Origin of the sequence: Tabrizicola sp. (assembly GCF_016793705.1) — a bacterium.
Lineage (GTDB): Bacteria > Pseudomonadota > Alphaproteobacteria > Rhodobacterales > Rhodobacteraceae > Tabrizicola.
Genome location: NZ_JAEULO010000068.1, coordinates 128531 through 146502, shown reverse-complemented (window position 1 = coordinate 146502; position 17972 = coordinate 128531). Strand labels below are relative to the sequence as shown.

Annotated in this window: 21 protein-coding genes; 11 read left to right on the top strand and 10 right to left on the bottom strand. The window is 67.2% G+C overall.

Annotated elements, in window-relative coordinates:
• Positions 1 to 112 precede the first annotated feature (112 nt).
• From phnG to phnN, 7 genes are read left to right on the top strand one after another with little or no spacing between them, the layout of a single operon-like run.
• The gene (gene phnG / locus JNJ68_RS18205) at positions 113 to 556 is read left to right on the top strand and encodes a phosphonate C-P lyase system protein PhnG (RefSeq protein WP_294985192.1); all 444 of its coding nucleotides are present in this window, start codon (positions 113 to 115) and stop codon (positions 554 to 556) included.
• A complete protein-coding gene (gene phnH, locus JNJ68_RS18200) occupies positions 553 to 1122 on the top strand; it encodes a phosphonate C-P lyase system protein PhnH (RefSeq protein WP_294984817.1) in 570 nt (189 codons plus the stop codon). The genes phnG and phnH overlap by 4 nt, the downstream gene beginning before the upstream one ends.
• Positions 1122 to 2228 (top strand): carbon-phosphorus lyase complex subunit PhnI, encoded by a 1107-nt coding sequence (locus JNJ68_RS18195; protein WP_294984814.1) that lies wholly within the window; start codon positions 1122 to 1124, stop codon positions 2226 to 2228. Before phnH ends, JNJ68_RS18195 begins: the two co-directional genes overlap by 1 nt.
• Positions 2225 to 3115, top strand: coding sequence for an alpha-D-ribose 1-methylphosphonate 5-phosphate C-P-lyase PhnJ (locus JNJ68_RS18190; protein WP_294984811.1), 891 nt, complete (start codon positions 2225 to 2227; stop codon positions 3113 to 3115). Before JNJ68_RS18195 ends, JNJ68_RS18190 begins: the two co-directional genes overlap by 4 nt.
• Complete coding sequence (gene phnK, locus JNJ68_RS18185; RefSeq protein ID WP_294984808.1) at positions 3112 to 3897, top strand: phosphonate C-P lyase system protein PhnK; 786 nt, start codon at positions 3112 to 3114, stop codon at positions 3895 to 3897. The genes JNJ68_RS18190 and phnK overlap by 4 nt, the downstream gene beginning before the upstream one ends.
• Positions 3898 to 3901: 4 nt before the next feature.
• Positions 3902 to 4585: a phosphonate C-P lyase system protein PhnL gene (gene phnL, locus JNJ68_RS18180; protein WP_294984805.1), complete on the top strand. Its 684-nt coding sequence runs from the start codon at positions 3902 to 3904 to the stop codon at positions 4583 to 4585.
• Positions 4582 to 5106 carry a phosphonate metabolism protein/1,5-bisphosphokinase (PRPP-forming) PhnN gene (phnN, locus tag JNJ68_RS18175; RefSeq protein ID WP_294984802.1) on the top strand — a complete coding sequence of 175 codons (525 nt, stop codon included), beginning with the start codon at positions 4582 to 4584 and terminating at the stop codon, positions 5104 to 5106. Before phnL ends, phnN begins: the two co-directional genes overlap by 4 nt.
• On the opposite strand, the gene JNJ68_RS18170 is transcribed toward phnN, so the two are convergent.
• The gene (locus tag JNJ68_RS18170; RefSeq protein ID WP_294984799.1) at positions 5088 to 5768 is read right to left on the bottom strand and encodes a DUF1045 domain-containing protein; all 681 of its coding nucleotides are present in this window, start codon (positions 5766 to 5768) and stop codon (positions 5088 to 5090) included. The genes phnN and JNJ68_RS18170 overlap by 19 nt on opposite strands.
• Positions 5769 to 5863: 95 nt before the next feature.
• Between JNJ68_RS18170 and JNJ68_RS18165 the strand changes: the two genes are divergently transcribed.
• Complete coding sequence (locus JNJ68_RS18165; RefSeq protein WP_294984797.1) at positions 5864 to 7009, top strand: alpha-D-ribose 1-methylphosphonate 5-triphosphate diphosphatase; 1146 nt, start codon at positions 5864 to 5866, stop codon at positions 7007 to 7009.
• Positions 7010 to 7133: 124 nt separating this feature from the next.
• Here the strand turns inward: JNJ68_RS18165 and JNJ68_RS18160 are convergent, their stop codons facing one another.
• Positions 7134 to 7604, bottom strand: coding sequence for a universal stress protein (locus JNJ68_RS18160; protein ID WP_294984795.1), 471 nt, complete (start codon positions 7602 to 7604; stop codon positions 7134 to 7136).
• A 179-nt stretch (positions 7605 to 7783) separates the two neighbouring features.
• Positions 7784 to 8977: an MFS transporter gene (locus JNJ68_RS18155; protein WP_294984794.1), complete on the bottom strand. Its 1194-nt coding sequence runs from the start codon at positions 8975 to 8977 to the stop codon at positions 7784 to 7786.
• A 180-nt stretch (positions 8978 to 9157) separates the two neighbouring features.
• Here JNJ68_RS18155 and JNJ68_RS18150 point away from each other — a divergent pair, with 180 nt between their 5' ends.
• Genes JNJ68_RS18150 through JNJ68_RS18140 form a run of 3 tightly spaced genes read left to right on the top strand, consistent with a single transcriptional unit; the run spans position 9158 to position 12294 of the window.
• A complete protein-coding gene (locus JNJ68_RS18150; RefSeq protein WP_294984791.1) occupies positions 9158 to 9637 on the top strand; it encodes a MarR family transcriptional regulator in 480 nt (159 codons plus the stop codon).
• The gene (locus tag JNJ68_RS18145) at positions 9634 to 10749 is read left to right on the top strand and encodes an HlyD family secretion protein (protein ID WP_294984788.1); all 1116 of its coding nucleotides are present in this window, start codon (positions 9634 to 9636) and stop codon (positions 10747 to 10749) included. The genes JNJ68_RS18150 and JNJ68_RS18145 overlap by 4 nt, the downstream gene beginning before the upstream one ends.
• Before the next feature lie 6 nt (positions 10750 to 10755).
• Positions 10756 to 12294 carry a DHA2 family efflux MFS transporter permease subunit gene (locus tag JNJ68_RS18140; protein WP_294984785.1) on the top strand — a complete coding sequence of 513 codons (1539 nt, stop codon included), beginning with the start codon at positions 10756 to 10758 and terminating at the stop codon, positions 12292 to 12294.
• A 13-nt stretch (positions 12295 to 12307) separates the two neighbouring features.
• Here the strand turns inward: JNJ68_RS18140 and JNJ68_RS18135 are convergent, their stop codons facing one another.
• The 7 genes from JNJ68_RS18135 to JNJ68_RS18105 form a co-directional block, all read right to left on the bottom strand.
• Positions 12308 to 13204: an ornithine cyclodeaminase gene (locus JNJ68_RS18135; RefSeq protein WP_294984782.1), complete on the bottom strand. Its 897-nt coding sequence runs from the start codon at positions 13202 to 13204 to the stop codon at positions 12308 to 12310.
• Positions 13201 to 13824 carry an HAD family phosphatase gene (locus JNJ68_RS18130; RefSeq protein ID WP_294984778.1) on the bottom strand — a complete coding sequence of 208 codons (624 nt, stop codon included), beginning with the start codon at positions 13822 to 13824 and terminating at the stop codon, positions 13201 to 13203. Before JNJ68_RS18130 ends, JNJ68_RS18135 begins: the two co-directional genes overlap by 4 nt.
• Positions 13814 to 14749: a DMT family transporter gene (locus JNJ68_RS18125; protein ID WP_294984776.1), complete on the bottom strand. Its 936-nt coding sequence runs from the start codon at positions 14747 to 14749 to the stop codon at positions 13814 to 13816. Before JNJ68_RS18125 ends, JNJ68_RS18130 begins: the two co-directional genes overlap by 11 nt.
• A 73-nt stretch (positions 14750 to 14822) precedes the next feature.
• Positions 14823 to 15314 carry a hypothetical protein gene (locus JNJ68_RS18120; protein WP_294984773.1) on the bottom strand — a complete coding sequence of 164 codons (492 nt, stop codon included), beginning with the start codon at positions 15312 to 15314 and terminating at the stop codon, positions 14823 to 14825.
• A gap of 175 nt (positions 15315 to 15489) precedes the next feature.
• Entirely contained in the window at positions 15490 to 15969 is a 480-nt protein-coding gene (locus tag JNJ68_RS18115) for a CAP domain-containing protein (protein ID WP_294984770.1), read from the bottom strand.
• The gene (gene fghA, locus JNJ68_RS18110; RefSeq protein ID WP_294984766.1) at positions 15947 to 16777 is read right to left on the bottom strand and encodes an S-formylglutathione hydrolase; all 831 of its coding nucleotides are present in this window, start codon (positions 16775 to 16777) and stop codon (positions 15947 to 15949) included. The genes JNJ68_RS18115 and fghA overlap by 23 nt, the downstream gene beginning before the upstream one ends.
• Entirely contained in the window at positions 16774 to 17709 is a 936-nt protein-coding gene (locus JNJ68_RS18105; RefSeq protein ID WP_294984764.1) for an AEC family transporter, read from the bottom strand. The genes fghA and JNJ68_RS18105 overlap by 4 nt, the downstream gene beginning before the upstream one ends.
• Between the last annotated feature and the right edge of the window lie 263 nt (positions 17710 to 17972).

Below are 17972 nucleotides of genomic sequence, written 5' to 3'. Positions count from 1 at the left end.
ATCCCGTCATGAAAAATTCACAACTCTCCGGTTGGCCGGGGGCCGACCGTCAGTTATGATTTGTATAGTTGTATAGGATACTAGACAACCCCCTCAACCTGTCGAGATGAAAATGACCGACGCCTCGCCTCTGGCCCGCAAGACCTGGATGGCCACGCTTGCCAAGGCTCCGCCCGCCCGTCTGGTGGCACTTGTGCCGCACCTTCCGGCGCATACCGTCCTTCGCCAGCCCGAGATCGGCGCGGTGATGGTGCGGGGTCGGGTCGGGGCCACCGGCTCGGCCTTCAATCTTGGCGAGATGACAGTCACACGCGCGTCGGTCCGGCTTGCGACCGGTGAGGTCGGGCATGCCTGGGTGCAGGGCCGCGACAAGGGCCATGCGCTGCGGGCGGCGGCGGTGGATGCGTTGATGCAGACCGGCCAGGCCGCCGAGCTGATGTCGCGGGTTGTGCAGCCGCTGGAGGCCGAAGCCCGGGCCGCCCGGGCCACCCGAGCTGCGAAGGCCGCAGGCACCAGGGTCGATTTCTTCACCATGGTCCGGGGAGAGGACAAATGATCACCGACGCGCTTGAGGGCGGCTTCACCGAGGCCCCCGTCCAGTCCGCCCGGGCCTTCCGCGAGATTCTGGAGGCAATGGCGCGTCCGGGCACGATCCGGCGCGTCCAGGGAGCGACCCCGCCCGCCCCCTTGTCCATTGCGGCGGGCGTGGCGCTTCTGGTCCTTGCCGACCCGACGACACGCCTGCATCTGGCGGGCGAGGCCGACTGCCCTGCGGTGCGCGACTGGGTGGCCTTCCACATCGGCGCGCCGCTGGCTGTCGCCGAAGACGCAGACTTTGCGGTCGGCACCTGGGAGGCGCTGCAACCGTCCCTCCGCTTCCGGATCGGCCAGCCCGACTATCCCGACCGTTCGGCCACGCTGATCGTCGAATGCGACCGGCTGGTGAACCACGGCGCCTGTCTGACCGGCCCGGGGATCGAGACGGCAACCTGGCTGAACCTGCCCGAGACGGCGGCCTTCCGTGCCAACCGTGCGCTGTTCCCCCTGGGCTTCGACACGCTTTTCACCGCCGGCGACCGCATCGCCGGTCTGCCCCGGTCCACCCGCGTGGAGGCGATCTGATGTATGTGGCCGTGAAGGGTGGCGAACGCGCCATCGACAATGCGCATGAGTGGTTGGCCGAGGAGCGCCGGGGGAATCCGGCGGTGCCCGAGCTGACCATCCCCCAGATCCGCGAGCAGATGAAGCTGGCGGTGAACCGGGTGATGGCCGAGGGCTCGCTCTACGACCCCGACCTCGCCGCGCTCGCGATCAAGCAGGCGCGCGGCGACCTGATCGAGGCGGTCTTCCTGATCCGTGCCTATCGGACGACCCTGCCTCGGCTGGCGTCCTCGCGTCCGGTGGATACGGGTGCGATGGCGGTGGACCGGCGCATCTCGGCCACCTTCAAGGACCTGCCGGGCGGGCAGGTGCTGGGGCCGACCTTCGACTATACGCACCGGCTTCTGGATTTCACGCTGATGGCCGAAGGCGCGACGCCTGACCAAGGGTCGCCCTCTCCCCTCAAGGGGCAGGGCCGCTGTGAAGATGAAACCCGCGCCCCGCATGTGACCGGCTTCCTGAACCAGGACGGGCTTATCGAAGAAGCGACGCCTTCCGACACGATGCCACCCGACCTGACGCGCGAGCCGATGGAGCTGCCCGCCAGCCGCGCGCTGCGCCTTCAGGCCCTGACGCGGGGCGACGAGGGCTTCGTGCTCTCGATGGCCTATTCCACCCAGCGCGGCTATGGTCGGACCCATGCCTTCGTCGGCGAGTTGCGGATCGGAACAGTCGCGGTCGAGGTCGACATCCCCGAGCTGGGCTTCGCGGTCGAGGTCGGCGAGGTCGAGCTGACCGAATGCGAGACGGTGAACCAGTTCAAGGGCAGCCGCACCGAGCCGCCACAGTTCACTCGCGGCTACGGCCTGGTCTTCGGCCAGTCGGAGCGCAAGGCCATCGCCATGTCCCTCGTCGACCGGGCCCTGCGCTGGCAGGAGCTGGGCGAGGACTTCACCGGCGCGCCCGCGCAGGATGAGGAGTTCGTCCTGATGCACTGCGACAACATCCAGGCCACCGGGTTCCTCGAACATATCAAGCTGCCGCACTACGTCGACTTCCAGGCCGAGCTGGAGCTGGTCCGCAAGCTGCGGGCCGAGGCCGGGGCAATGCAGGAGGCTGCGGAATGACCGAACATCTTGCAGCCGGGGCCTACAACTTCGCCTACCTCGACGAGCAGACCAAGCGGATGATCCGCCGCGCGATCCTGAAGGGGATCGCGGTGCCGGGCTATCAGGTACCCTTTGCCAGCCGCGAGATGCCGATGCCCTACGGTTGGGGGACCGGCGGGGTGCAGGTGACGGCGGCCTGCCTTGTCCCCGAGGACCGGCTCAAGGTCATCGACCAGGGGGCGGACGATACGACGAACGCCGTCAGTATCCGCCGCTTCTTCCAGCGCACGGCCGGGGTCGCGGTGACGGAAGCCACGGGCCAGGCGACGGTGATCCAGACCCGCCACCGCATTCCCGAGTCCGCGCTGAAACAGGGACAGATCCTTGTCTATCAGGTCCCGATCCCGGAACCCCTGCGTTTTCTGGAACCGCGCGAAACCGAGACGCGGAAGATGCACGAGCTGGAGGAATACGGGCTGATGCATGTGAAGCTTTACGAGGACATCGCGAGGCACGGCCAGATCGCGACCTCCTACGCCTATCCGGTGAGGGTCGAGGGGCGCTATGTGATGGACCCTTCGCCGATCCCGAAGTTCGACAATCCGAAACTGTCGGGCAATCCGGCGATCCAGCTCTTCGGCGCGGGGCGCGAGCAGCGGATCTATGCACTGCCGCCCTGGACCCAGGCCGTGAGCCTCGATTTCGACGACCACCCGTTCGAGACCTCGAAGGCGCCGCATGATTGCGATCTGTGCGGGGCAAAGGACAGCTACCTGGACGAGGTGATCACCGACGATCAGGGCGGGCGGATGTTCGTCTGCTCGGACACCGACTACTGCGCGGGGCGACGGGCGCGGGGCATGAAGGGGCGTCTCTGGGCGCCCGAGCCGGAGGGCGCGGCATGACGGTGATGGGGAAGGTGGTTGCCACCGAGCAGCCCTTGCTGAAGGTCGAGGGGCTGACCAAGCGCTATGGGCCGCGGATCGGCTGTGCGGATGTGTCCTTCGACCTTTGGCCGGGCGAGGTGCTGGGGATTGTCGGCGAAAGCGGCTCGGGCAAGTCGACGCTGCTCTCCTGCCTGGCGGGGCATCAGCGCGCGGACCTTGGTCGCGTCAGCTACGACGGGCGCGACGTGCTCGCGATGTCAGAAACCGAGCGCCGACGGCTTTCTCGCACCGACTGGGCCTATGTCCACCAGAACCCGCGCGACGGGCTGCGGATGGGCGTCAGCGCGGGCGGTAACGTGGGCGAGCGGCTGATGGCCGTGGGGGCCCGGCACTATGGCGAGATCCGGGGCAAGGCGTTGGACTGGCTGGGCCGGGTCGAGATTGCCGCCGACCGGGTGGATGACCGGCCTTCGGCATTTTCAGGGGGCATGCAGCAGCGGCTCCAGATCGCGCGGAATCTCGTCACCTCGCCGCGGCTGGTGTGCATGGATGAACCCACAGGCGGCCTCGATGTCAGCGTGCAGGCACGCCTTCTGGACCTCCTGCGCGGGCTGGTCCGGGACCTGGGCCTATCGGTGATCATCGTGACCCATGACCTTGCCGTCGTGCGGCTTCTGGCGCACCGGCTGATGGTGATGAAATCCGGCCGGGTGGTGGAGCAGGGCCTGACCGATCAGGTGCTCGACGATCCGCAGCACGCCTATACGCAGCTTCTCGTATCCTCCGTCCTGCAGGTGTAAGCCCATGATCCGTATCGAGAACCTGTCGAAGTCCTTCACGCTGCACAACCAGGGCGGCGCAGTGATCCCGGTGATGACCGGGGTGGCGCTGACCGTGTCGGCTGGCGAATGCGTCGGCCTTACCGGCCAGTCGGGTGCGGGCAAATCCACCCTGATGCGGATGGTCTATGGTAACTACCTGACCGCCGGGGGCCGGCTTGTCGTGGGCGACACCGACGTTGCCAGTGCCGAGCCGCGCCAGATCATCGCGCTGCGCCGCCATACCCTCGGCTACGTCAGCCAGTTCCTGCGCGTCGTCCCCCGCGTCCCGACGCTGGACGTGGTGGCCGAGCCGCTCTTGGCGCTTGGCACCCCGGCAACCGAGGCGCGGGGCCGGGCGGCGAGCCTCCTCAAGCGCCTGAACATCCCCGACAGGCTCTGGGCCCTTTCGCCGACCACCTTCTCGGGCGGCGAGCAGCAGCGGGTGAATATCGCGCGCGGCTTTGCCCATGCCTATCCGGCCCTGCTTCTGGACGAGCCCACCGCCAGCCTTGACGCCGCCAATCGCGAGGTCGTGCTGACCCTGATCGAAGAGGCCAAGGCGCGCGGTGCGGCGATCCTGGGCATCTTCCATGACGAAGGCGCGCGGGCGCGGGTCTGCGACCGGCTGGTCGACGTGACCGGCTTCACCCCGAAGGCTGCCGCATGATCCTGGCCATCGTCGGCCCCTCGGGCGCCGGAAAGGACACGCTGATCCGGGGGGCACTGGCCGCCCGCCCCGACCTCCGCCTCATCCGCCGCGTCATCACCCGCCCGACCGAGGCCGGGAGCGAGGATTTCGAGGGCGTTACCCCCGAGGACTTCGCCCACCGCCAGGCGCGCGGCGACTTTGCCCTGACCTGGCAGGCGCATGGCCTGTCCTATGGCATCCCGAAGGCCCAGGTTCCGGGACCCGGGGACGTGATCTTCAACGGCAGCCGCGGGGCCCTGCCTCTGGCCGTCCGCACCTTCCCCGGCCTCCGCGTGATCCTCGTCACGGCGCCGGACATCGTGCTGTCCGCCCGGCTTGCCGCCCGAGGCCGCGAATCCGCCGAGGATATCCGCGCCCGCCTGGCCCGCGCCACTTTCCGGATGCCCGACGGGATCGCCTTCCAGACGGTGATCAACGACACCAGCCCCGAGATCGGGGTAGCGCGGTTGCTGGCGGCGCTTCAGCCAGCGAGGGCGTAGCGGTGCAGGAGATGGAACCGGCCCGACTGGTCTTCACCGAAGAGACACAGGTCCTCGATCACGAAGGGGCGCGGCAGGACCGGGGCGAAGAAGGCCTCCAGCGCGGCGCGGACGGGATCGGGCGCCTCCAGCCGGTCGGTGAGCGTCAGATGAAAGCGGAACTCCTCCATCACGAAGGGATAGCCCCAGCGCTCCAGCAGTTGCCGCTGTCGGCGGGACAGGTGATCCGGCCGACGACGGGCGATCTCGGCCTCGGTCAAGGGCGCGCGCAGGGCATCCGTTCCCTCGACAACTGCGGCGCCGAGGTCCAGAAGCGCCGCCTCGCAGCCCATCGGCGTCAGGGCGACGAAGCCGCGCAGCGTCTCCAGGTGAAGCCCGTCGCAGACCACCGGGGGAAGGCGGCTGGCAAGCCTGGTCACGCAGTCGCGCACAGTGGCTTCCGTCATCCCTTCCGCCAACCGGAACGGCGCACGGAGCGTCCCATGAAAGCCATAGCGTCGCGGCTCGGCGGTGATGCCGCGGGGATCGCCGATGCCTGCCAGAACCGGCTGCGGCAGGTCGCGTCCCTTGCCAGGTTCGCGCCCCAACCATTCGTTCGCGCGGAAGGCGAAGGCCCCCTCGCGCGGGGCGTAGTAGACCGCATAGCGCTTCATCTGGTCCATGTGAGCCCCGGTAGACCAGCTTTGTCACACCGGTGTGACAGGGCCATGTCACCAGAAGCGAACGACCTTCGGACCGCATGACCTCAGAGGACCAGATGACCCGCGAAACCATCCTTGCCAATGCCACCCTGGTCCTGCCGCGCGAGACCCTGCGCGGGCAGGTGCGGATCGTCGAGGGGAGGATTTCTGACATCGCTTGCGGCTCGGACCTTCCGCCCGGGGCCGAGGATTGCGGTGGCGACCTGATCATGCCGGGTCTGATCGAGCTGCATACCGACAACCTCGAACGCCACATCGAACCGCGCCCCAAGGTCGACTGGCCGCACGCCGCCGCGATCATCGCGCATGATGCGGAACTTGCAAGCGTCGGGATCACCACGGTTTTCGACGCCCTCCGCGTGGGGTCCGTCGTGTCGAATGCGAAGGCGAACTACGGTGAATATGCCCGGTCGCTGGCCGACGAGATCCTGGGTCTGCGGACCGAAGGCGCGCTGAAGATCAGTCATTTCCTGCACCTGCGGGCCGAGGTCTGCTCCGAGACACTGGTCGAGGAACTGGACAAGTTTGGCCCGGACGATCGCATCGGGATCGTCAGCCTCATGGACCACACGCCGGGCGAGCGGCAGTTCCGCGACATTGCCCAGCTGCGCAAGTATGTCATGGGCAAGCACGGTATCAGCGAAGCCGAGTTCGAGACGCATGTCGCCACCCAGAAGGCGCTGTCGGCCCGCCACGGTGCCGACCACGAAGCAGCCGCCGTTGCTGCCGCGCGCCGCTACGGCGCTGTCCTTGCAAGTCATGACGACACCGACGTTTCCCATGTCGCCCGCTCGGCCGAACACGGCGTACACTTCGCCGAATTTCCCACGACCGTCGAGGCAGCCCGCGCCTGCAATGATCACGGCATCAAGGTCATGATGGGTGCGCCCAACCTTATTCGCGGCGGCAGTCATTCCGGAAATGTTGCTGCCGCCGATCTGGCCGAAGCCGCGCTTCTGGACATCATCTCCTCCGATTACGTGCCATCATCGCTCCTCTCGGCCGCCCTGATGCTCGGCGATCTGTGGGGAGACACCGCCCGCGGGATTTCCACCGTCACCGCCGCCCCCGCCAACGCCGTGGGGCTGTCGGATCGCGGAAAGATCGAACTGGGCGCGCGAGCCGACCTCGTCCGGGTTTCCAGGATCGGGAGTGCCGGAGCCGTGCGCGGAGTCTGGGTCCAGGGACGGCGAGTGGCTTAGGTAGACACGCGCTGCCGACCAGCAGCGCGACCACCCCGATCAGATCGACCGCAAAGCTCAGGTTCCTGGCCGGGGAGCGCCCGTTCACGCTCGACGCGCATAAGATCGGGCGCGCGCTGGCCGTTTACCCTGGCGAGGCAGCCGTCTCGAACAGCACGTCCTCGGCAATGTCCATCCGCGCCACCAACAGGCTGCACGACAGCGTGTCGCTGAGGGATGCGGTGACCGATCCCACCAGCCACCGGGCCAGCGCGCCCTGCTTGTGGTGTCCAACGACGACCAGATCGGCACCGACGTCCTCCGCGACGCTTTTGATCCGTTCTGATGGCTGCCCACGTTCCAGTCTCGCCTCGGGGACAAGACCCATGCGCTTCAGACGCGCGATACCCTCGTCGAGGATGGTCTGCACGTCGTCGGTCTTGTCGACGGGGATATGGATCGATCCAAAATCTCCGACGAAGGCCTCCGAGAACGGCTCGACCACGGCCACCAGAACCACCCGGGCGTGACATATCTGGGCAAGACGGGCTCCCTCGCGAAGCGCGAGGCGACCCTCGAGAGACCCATCGTAAGCCAGAACGATCGTGCTATACATGACTGCCTCCGATCCGCGCTGTCAGATGCCCCGAGTGTAACGGCTAGAGGAAGCCCGAACAACCGTACATGCTCGGGCCGATACCGGGGCCGGTCGAGCGGAGCCCTGCGAAATCTCGCCGCCCGGGATGGGGTCGCGCCGATGGCCGACAGATCGGCGACGCCCGACTCTGCCCGGCACTAGGCCCCGGTCTTCGGCAGGAACCAAGTCACCAGCCCGACCGCCGGCAGGAACGAGCAGATCACATAGACCTCGTGCAGGCCGATCCTGTCGGCAAGCGCGCCCAGAAAGGCCGCCGCCAGCCCGCCCAGCGCGAAGTTCAACCCGTAGAACACCCCGCCGATCAACCCGATCCGGCCCGGCATCAGCTCCATCGCGTAGAGCATGATCGAGGCGAAGGCGCTGGCCATGATCAGGTTGATCAGCACGGTCAGCGCGACCGTCCCCGCCAGCCCGACATGCGGCAGAAGCAGCGTCAGCGGCAGCGGGCCGAGGATCGAGATCCAGATGATCCGGTGCCGCCCGATCCGGTCGCCCACCATGCCGCCCAGCAGCACGCCGATGGCCGAGGAGATGAAGATCACGAAGAGCAGCACCTGCGACTGCGGGATCGAGACGCCGAAGGTCTCGATGACATAGAAGGTGTAGAAGGACCGGAAGCTTTCCAGATAGGCCAGCTTCGAGGCCATCAGCAGGACCAGGATCAGAAGGCCCAGCCGGACCTGGCCGCGGCTCAGGGCCGCTGTCGTTCGCGACTGCGCCACCTTTGCCGCCGCGTGGAACGCCTCGCGCAGGCGGTCGTGCTGGCCCGCGATGCGGATCAGAAGAAGCATGGCGATGATCGGTGCCACGGCAAAACCCGCAAGGCTTTGCTGCCCCCAGGGCACGATGATCAGGGCCGCAACCAGCGGCGCCACCGCCCCGCCGATCTGCCCGCCGACCTGGAAGATGCCCTGCGCCAGCCCGGCCCTTCCTTGTGCAGCGTAGCGCGCCATCCGCGTCGCCTCGGGATGGAAGATCGACGAACCGATGCCGATGCAGGCGACCGAGGCGAGGATCATCGCATAGCTCGGCGCGAAGGCGAGCGCGGTGATCCCCGTCAGCGTGAAGCCCATGCCCACCGCCGAGGAATAGGGCAGCGGATGCCTGTCGGTGTAAAGCCCCACCAGCGGCTGAAACAGCGATCCGGCGATCTGGAAGGTCAGGGTGATCATCCCGATCTGCACCAGGTCCAGCGCGAATTCCGCCTTCAGGATCGGATAGATCGCCGGGATCAACGCCTGGATCAGGTCATTCAGCAGATGCGTGATCCCCAGCACCACCAGAAGCGGCAGGAAGCTGGCGCCCCCGGACCGGGCGGTCATCGTCGTCATCTTTAGCTCTCCTGCCCCTCGGCACCAGCGCGCCGCCCTCGGCGGGCAGTGTGACGGCAAGCTTTCCGCTTTGGAAGGGGCAGCGCTGCACAGATGCCATGCAATGCGCGCAGGGCAGCCATGCAGCCTGGCGCGGTCACGACGCTTGTAAGCTAGCAACGCTTATAGTAAGCACGCTTAATGAATTACCGCATCGAAAAACTCGGGCCGCTGCTGCAGGACGCCAGCCGCAAGATATGGAGCCGCTTCGAACAGCGGACCGCCTCATACGGGCTGTCGGCGGCGCAATGGCGGCTGCTGGGCCATCTCCTGCGCGAAGGCCCCTCGACCCAGACCGCGCTTGCGGCATTGCTGGAGGTGGAGCCGATCAGCGTCTCGCGCCTGATCGACCGGATGGAGCAGGGCGGCTGGCTGCACCGCGAGGCGCATCCCGACGACCGCCGGGCGCGCATCGTGGTGGCGACCGACAAGGCCCGCCGGATCGGCCCCGAGGCGAAAGCCATCGTCAACGCGCTATACGACGAGGCGCTGGCCGGACTGAGCGACGACGACCGGTGCGTGCTGCAAGCCGCGCTGGTGAAGATCAGCGAAAACCTGAAGGCCCCCGACCCGAGCAAGGAGTCCGAGGCGCTTCCCACCCCATTCGAGACCCAGACATGAACGCCCGCACCACCACCCCCGTCGAACCTGCCGCCGCCGTGACGGCCCCTGCCGCTGCGCCGGGCCCCGTGGGCAAACCCGCCCGCCCCCTGCGCAAGGCCCTGCTGATGCTGTCGGTTCCCGCGCTGCTGATCGCCGGCGTCGGCGGCTGGTGGCTGACCGGCGCGGACCGGGAAAGCACCGAGAACGCCTATCTGCACCAGGCGCGCATCTCCATCGCGCCGACGGTCGGGGGCCGTGTCGTCGCGGTGAACCTGCACGAATTGCAGGTGGTGAAGGCCGGCGACCTGTTGTTCCAGGTCGATCCGCAGCCCTATGAACTGGCCGTCGCCCAGGCCGAAGCGGCAGTCAATGCCGCGCGGTTGCAGGTCGAGCAGATGAAGGCGGCGCTGGCGCAGGCCGAAGCTCAGGCCGCGCTGGCCGAGGATGACGCGAGCTATCAGGCCGACGAGCTGGCCCGGCAGGAGGCGCTTTCGGGCAAGGGCGTGACCTCGACCAGCGCGCTGGACGAGGTGCGCCATACCAGCCGCCAGGCGCGCGAGAAGGCCGAAGTGGCGCGACTGACCGCCGACACCGCCCGCGCCGCGCTCGGCGGCGATCCGAAGGCCGCGACCGATGACCATCCCGCCGTCCGCGCCGCTTTGGTCGAGCTGGACCGCGCCCGCTACAACCTCTCCGTCACCCGCGTCACCGCGCCTGCGGACGGCGTGATCTATCAGGCCTCCTCGTTCCACGAAGGCGTGATGCTGGCGGCTGGCCAGCCGGTCTTTGCGCTCGTCGAAACCGGCGAGGCCTGGGTCGACGCCAATTTCAAGGAAACCCAGCTGGCCGATCTGGCGCAGGGACAGCCCGCCGAGGTGGTCTTCGATGCGGCCCCCGGCAAGACCTTCAGCGGCACGGTCGAGGCGATCGGTGCCGGAACCGGGGCCGAGTTCTCGCTCTTGCCCGCGCAGAACGCGACCGGCAACTGGGTGAAGGTCACCCAGCGGGTGCCGGTACGGATCAAGCTGGACGATGCCGAGGGCGCGGCGATGCTGGCCTCGGGCCTCAGCGCGGAAGTGACGGTCGACACCTCCGGCTCTGCCGACACGCGGCTGGCCGCGAAGGAGTAGGCGGCCATGTCCGACATCCCGGAAGCGGCACCCGCCGCTCCTGCGGGGGCGGGGGCGGCCCCGGCCATCGAAGTCAAGCATCGCGGCCTGATCACGCTGTCGATCATGGCCGCGACGATCATGCAGGTGCTGGACACCACCATCGCCAACGTCGCCCTGCCCTCGATGACCGGCGACCTCGGCGCCTCGCAGGACACGATCACCTGGGTCTTGACCAGCTATATCGTCGCCTCGGCGATCATGACCCCCGTCACCGGCTGGCTCGCCGACCGGCTGGGCAAGCGCGAGCTGTTCCTGATCTCCATCGTCGGCTTCGTCGCCTCCTCGCTGGCCTGCGGCATCGCCTGGAGCCTGCCTTCCATGGTCGCCTTCCGCCTGTTGCAGGGCGTCTTCGGCGCCGCCATCGTGCCCCTGTCGCAGACCTTCCTCCTTGACATCAACCCGCGCGAGAAGGCGGGACAGGCGATGGCGATGTGGGGCGCGGGGATCATGGTCGGCCCGATCATCGGCCCCACGCTGGGCGGCTGGCTGACCGAAAGCTACAACTGGCGCTGGGTCTTCCTGATCAACCTGCCGGTCGGCGCGCTGGCGCTTCTGGGCTGCCTTGCCTACCTGCCCAAGCTGCCCCGCAAGCGGCGCAGCTTCGACATGGCGGGCTTCGCGCTTCTGTCGCTGGCCATCGGCTCCTTGCAGCTGATGCTCGACCGCGGCGGCGAGGTCGACTGGTTCTCGGCCGCCGAAACCTGGGTCTACCTGATGGTCTCGATCTCGGGCTTCTGGATGTTCTGCGTCCACATCCTGACCCGCGAGCATCCCTTCCTCGACCCCCAGATGTTCCGCGACAGCAACTTCCGCATCGGCCTGATCTTCATCTTCGTGGTGGGGATCATCCTCCTTGCCAGCCTCGCGCTGCTGCCGCCGATGCTGTCGCGCATCCTGGGCTATCCGGTGATCACCACCGGCTGGGTCATGGCCCCGCGCGGGGTGGGGACGATGATCTCGATGCTGATCGTCGGCCGCCTTGTGCGCGTGGTCGACCCGCGCGCGCTGGTGCTGGCCGGCCTCTCGCTGACCGCGCTGTCGCTTTACGAGATGACGGGCTTCACGCCGCAGATGGACAGCTGGCCGATCATCCGCAGCGGGGTGGTGCAGGGCCTTGGCCTCGGCCTTGTCTTCGTGCCCCTGTCCACCATCGCCTTCGCCACGCTGGAACCCCGCTTCCGCGCCGATGCGACCAGCCTGTTCAGCCTGGTGCGCAACATCGGCTCTTCCATCGGGATCTCCATCGTGACCGCGGCGCTGGCGCGCAACGTCCAGACCAACCATGCCGAGCTTGGCAGCTTCATCCAGCCCTACAACCCGGCCGTGGCGCAGGCCTACCCGGCGGCTGTCGCGGGGGACCCGACCACCCTGCAAATGCTGGACGGTCTGGTGAATGTGCAGGCGGCGATGATTTCCTACGTCGACGACTTCCAGCTGATGATGTGGGTCACGCTGCTCGCCATGCCGCTGGCGCTGATCCTGCGGCGACCGGCCCGGGCGTGAGACGGCGACCGGGTCAGCGCGTCCGCCAGCGCTCGGCGATGTAGCTCGCCGTCATCAGGTCCAGATGCGCCCCGCCGCCGTTCTTGGCGAGGGTTATCTCGTCATCGGACCGGCGCGCATACAGCGCGGGATCGTCATAGAAATCGGCCACCACGTCGGCTTCCGTGATCGCGCCCGAGGCGATGGGGTCGATCAGCTCGCCGATATGGTGGATCGTCGTGGCGCGCGAATCCACGAAGATCCGCGCCCGTTGCATCGCCCGGTCGTCCACTTCGCGCATTCCCGGCTTGTAGGCCCCGATCAGGTCGATGTGCTGGCCGGGCCGCAACCAGTCGCCCTTGATCAGCGGGCTGGTCGCCATTGTCGCCGAACAGATCACGTCGGCCTTGCGCACTGCCGCCTCCAGATCGTCGGCCACCGGCAGACCCATCGCCGCAGCACTTTCCCGCGTCCGGCTCCAGACCGTGAAGCGCGCCTCGGGAAAGACCGAGGAATAGGCCTCGACCATGCTGCGCGCCACCGCCCCGGCGCCGACCAGCAGGAACTCCCGCGCATCCTTCCGCGCCAGCCGCGAGGCGGAAAGCAGGCTGTCCCCCGCCGTCTTCCACTTGGTCACCAGATGGAAGTCGAGGATCGCATTCAACTCGCCCGTCACGTCATCGAACAGCGACACCACGCCGAAGATCGTCGGCAGGCCCCTGGCCGCATTGCCTGGATAGACCGTCGCGGCCTTGACCAGCGCTCCCAGCCCGTCGATCCAGGCTCCGCGGTTCAGGATCGTGTCCTTGTCGCGGTACAGGAACATATCCTTGATGTCCGACAGCGGCAGCTTGTGCCCGGCCTCGAACGCCGCCAGCAGCCCCTGCCAGGACAGCAGCGCCTCGGCTTCCTTCGGAACGATCTCGGTCATATGCCTGCTTCCTCTGCGGTCAAAAGCCCCTCGGCCACCAGCCGCGCGGCCCAGCCCTGCCAGCTTTCGAACTGATGCGTCCGCCAGCCCCTTCGGGCGGCGGCGGTGATATTGTCGGCGCGGTCGTCGGTGAAGAGCAGCCGGTCCGGCGTGATGCCGCACTCCTCCTCCACCGCCTGATAGATGCGCGGGTCGGGCTTCGACACCTTCAGCCGCCCCGAGACGTATTCCCGGTCGAACTCGCCCAGAAAATCCAGCTTGTCGCGGGCTTCCTCATAGGAGTAGCTGCCGAAATTGGTCAGGCAGAACACCGGCACGCCCTTGCCCCGCAAAGCGCGCAGCAGCGCGATGGAGCCCTCGATCCGGGGCGAGGCCAACTCGATCCAGCGATCATACCACATCCGGATTTCCGGAGCCCAGTCCGGGTGACGGTCGGCCCAGCCATAGATCGTCTCGCGGAACAGCGCCCCGTCATCGACCAGCGCGTTCATCCCGTGCAGGTCGACGGCCTGAAACAGCGCGCGCCGCCGGTCCTCGCCGATCACCCGGTCATAGAACGCCTCGGGCTGCCAGCGCGTAAGAACGTTGCCGATATCGAAGATCACTGCCTCAGGCTGCATCGCTTTCCCGTCTCAGCACCGTTTCCCGCCAGATCACATAAAGGCCGGAGCCGCAGATCAGCGCAATCCCCACCCAGGAGACCGCATCCGGGAAGGTGCCGAAGACCACCAACCCCCAAAGAATGGCGAGCGGCATCCCCACATACTCAAAAGGTGCGATCAGCCCGGCCTCGGTGGTGCGATAGGCCTGCGTCACCATCATCCCGCCAAGCCCCACCGCAAGCCCGGTGGCCAGGAATACCGGCCAGTCGGCCAGGGGTGGCCATATCCAGGGCCGGAACAGGAAGGCCCACAGCTTGTTGTCGGTCGCCAGATGCCCGTCGCCGACCCAAAGTCCCATCGAGAGGCTGACAACGATGAAGCCCGCCTGCACATAGAAGCCCAGCGTCATGGCGCTTTCCGTGTCGCCCATGTGCCGGGCGAGCAGGTTGCCACCGGCATAAAGCACCGCCGAGATCAGCACCAGCAGCGCGGCAGGCTGGATCACCCCGGCCCCCGGCCGCAGCATGACGATCACTCCCAGCATCCCCACGATCACCGCCGCCCAGCGGCGCGGCCCGACCTTCTCGCCCAGGAAGATGATCGACAGCAGCGTGATGACGATCGGGCTCACATAGGCCACCGCCGCCGCATCGGCCAAGGGCAGAGCGGCAAGCCCGGTGAAATAGGTCAGGTTGGAAACCATCACGATGCAGACCCGCACCAGATGCGTGAGGGGGCGACTGGTTGCCAACTGGCCGAAGCCGCGTGCCGACTGGCCGATCACCACCAGGATGAAGGTCATCGCCACGAAGGCGCGGATCAGGATCACCTGGTGCAGCGCATAACCGCCGGACAGGAACTTGATCGAGACGTCGTTGACCGAAAAGATCAGCGTGCCGCCGATGGCGAAAAGGATGCCGGTCAGGGCGGGGGAACGGGCCATGCGGGCAGATGATCCGCGCCGCCCGGTTCCGTCTGTCCTGCCCGCGACATCGCTTGACGCGGGCAGGCTGGCCTCACGGGCTGGTCGTCGCGCCTGCCGCAGCCGTCAACTCGTCGACCTTGGCCTGCAAGGCCGCCGCCTGTTCGGTCAGCGCCGCCTTTTCTGCGGCAAGTGCGGCGATCTGCTCGCTCAGCTGCGCCTTCTCGGTTTCCAAGGCCATCACCTTCTCGGACAGGCCGGTCCGCTCGCCCTCCAGGGTCGCGGCCATCTCGTTCAGCTTCGCCTTGTCGGCCTCAAGCGCCGTCACCTTGTCCAGCAGCCCCTTCGCCTCGACCTCGACCGCCGCAGCAGCATCGCCGGCCGCCTTGGCCGCCGCTTCGCCCTCGGCCTTCAGCTTGGCGATCTCGTCGGTCAGTGTCGCCTTTTCGGCTTCCAGCGCCGTGACCGCCTCGGACTTGGCCGCAAGATCGGCCTGGACGGCATTGCCCTTCTGGCTGGACTGGTAGGCGAAGAACCCCAGGATCACAGCCACCACGACCAGTGCAATCGTAGCCAAGTTGCGCATCGCGTCACCCCCTCCGTTTGGCGAAAGGCTACCCGCAATTCTGCCCACCGCACAACAGCGAAGGCTTGCCCGAGGGATGGGTGTTTCCGCCGCAGCCTGGTTAGCCGTTCGTAAACGCCCACAGACAGGATATTGATTTCATTGGCGCGATAAAGTGCCCACGGTGGACAGCCCGTCACCCCGGCGCGGCGAACACTTGTACCCAGTAATATCGCAGCGGGGCCGGATTGCCCCGGATCGGCCTGTCCTCGGCCTGGTAGACCACGGCGATCCCGGTTTCGGTCATCCGGCAGTTCAGGATGTTTCTCCGGTGGCCCGAGCTTTTCATCCAGCTGGCGACGACCTGCGACGCCGACTTCTGCCCCGCCGCGATATTCTCGGCCGCCGTGCTGTAGCTGTAGCCCTGCCGCTTGATCCGGTTCGAGAACCGGCTGCCGTCCTTCCCTGCATGCCCGAAGAAGTTCTGCTCGGCCATCGCCCGGGCATGGGCCTTCGCCGCCGCCACCAGCTTGCCGTTCAGCCGCAACGGCCCGCATCCCGCCTTGGCCCGCGCCGAGTTGATCGCACTCAGGACCGATTCGGCCGGTCCGGCAGCAACCGGCGACACCAGCGACAGGGCCAGAAGGGTCGCGCTAAGCCAGGAAAGCCTGTGCATGGAACGACACATGGTCTTCCATGAAGGTCGAAACGAAGAAATAGCTGTGGTCATAGCCCTTCTGCATCCGGAACGTCCCCCCCTGCCGCGCCTGGGCCATCGCTTCGGCCAGCGCCTCGGGGCGGAGCTTGTCGAGGAACTGGTCCGACGTCCCCTGGTCGACCAGCATCGGCCCGTCGAATCCCCGGCGCCGCATCAGAAGCGTGGCATCATGCGCCGCCCAGGACGACTCGTCTTTCCCGAGATAGGCAGAAAATTGCGGACGGCCCCAATCGCTCGCCGTGGGGTTGCAGATCGGCGCGAAGGCCGAGACGGATTTGAACCGGCCCGGAAAGCTCATCGCGATGGTCAGCGCACCGTGGCCGCCCATCGAATGCCCGGTGATCCCCTGCGCCTCCTCGGCCAGCGGGAAGGCGTTGAAGAGCAGGCGTGGCAGCTCGTCCGTCACGTAATCCCACATGCGGAAATGCGGGGTCCAAGGCTTTTGCGTGGCGTTGACGTAGAAGCCCGCCCCCTGGCCCAGCGCGAAGTCCGGATCGTTCGCCACCCCTTCGCCACGCGGCGAGGTATCGGGGAAACAGAGCGCGATCCCGGCCTCGGCCGCCCAGCGCTGCGCCCCGGCCTTGATCATCGCGTTCTCGTGCGTGCAGGTCAGGCCGGAGAGGAACCACAAGAGCGGCACCGGCCCGTCCTCGGCCTGTTCTGGCAGGAAGAGACCGAAGGTCATATCGCCTCCGGTCGCCTGCGAGGCATGGGTATAGACGCCCTGAACGCCGCCGAAAGCCCGGTTTTCCGAGACGGTTTTCATGTGTAGCCCCCCTGGCTGATCAGAGCGATCACGGCCGTCACGGTCAGGACCGACGCGGCGGTCGACAGAAGGATCGCGGTGGAAACCCGTTGTGGCGCAACGCGGTAGTGCTGCGCAAGGATGAAGACGTTGCCCGCCACCGGCAAGGAAGCCGCGGCGATCATCACGCCTGCCGGATAGCCGCCAACCCCGAAGAGCCAGCAGGCCGCTGCCACGGCGGCGGGGTGCAGGGCCAGCTTGGACAGGGATAGCCAGGCCGCGACCTCGATCCGTTCCGCCGACCTTCCGGCCAGCGAGGCGCCGATGGCAAACAGCGCGCAGGGCGTGGCTGCGGCGCCGAGGAGCGTCATGAATTCGCCCACCGGGCCGGGCAGCGCAAGGCCGGTCGCGCCCCAGGCGATGCCAAGGATGACGGACACGATCATCGGGTTCTTGGCAAGCCCGACCGCGAGGATGCCGAAGGTCTGCACACTGACCCTTCCGGCGCGCAATCCGGTGATCGCCATGGTCAGGATCGAGGAGAATATGATGAGATCGACCGCCAGAACCAGGAGCACCGGCCCGACAGCCTGCGGGCCGAGAAGCAGCGACAGCATGGGAATCCCCAGGAAGCCCACATTGCCGATCACCCCGGTATGCGCCTCGAAGACCGCCTCTTCCCGGCTGGTGCCGCGCCCAAGGGCCGCGGTGGCGACCAGAAGCCAGACAAGCCCGGTCCCCAGCGTGTAGGCAAAGACGAAAGGCCAGTTGAAGATCGCTGCCACGTCAAGATTGGCGGCAAAGCCGAACAGCATGGCCGAGAGCGCGAAGTAGAAGACGAAGCGGGTGAGGTAGGCTGTCGCTTCCTCGCTGAAGAAGCGGGTGCGGCCCGCGACATAGCCGACACCGATCAGCGCGAAGAACGGCAGGGTTTTCAGGAAGATCGCCAGCATGGTCCCGTGGTGTCACGCATCGCTCGAAAGGGCAAGGCCGCGCCCCGGGAATCGGGCGTCAACGCAAGCGCGGCACCGGAAGCAGGCGGGCGCGGACTGCGCCGACCATCCCGAGGTTGTGGCAAAAGCTTGGCAAGCCTGGAATCGCGCATTGTTGCACCGAAACCCGGCCGTTTCGGCGCTATGCGGGCAAAACCGCACAACTTGCAGCAGAATTGAAAGCCTTTACGCTGCATGGAACCAAGGCCGCCTCAGCTTCCAGT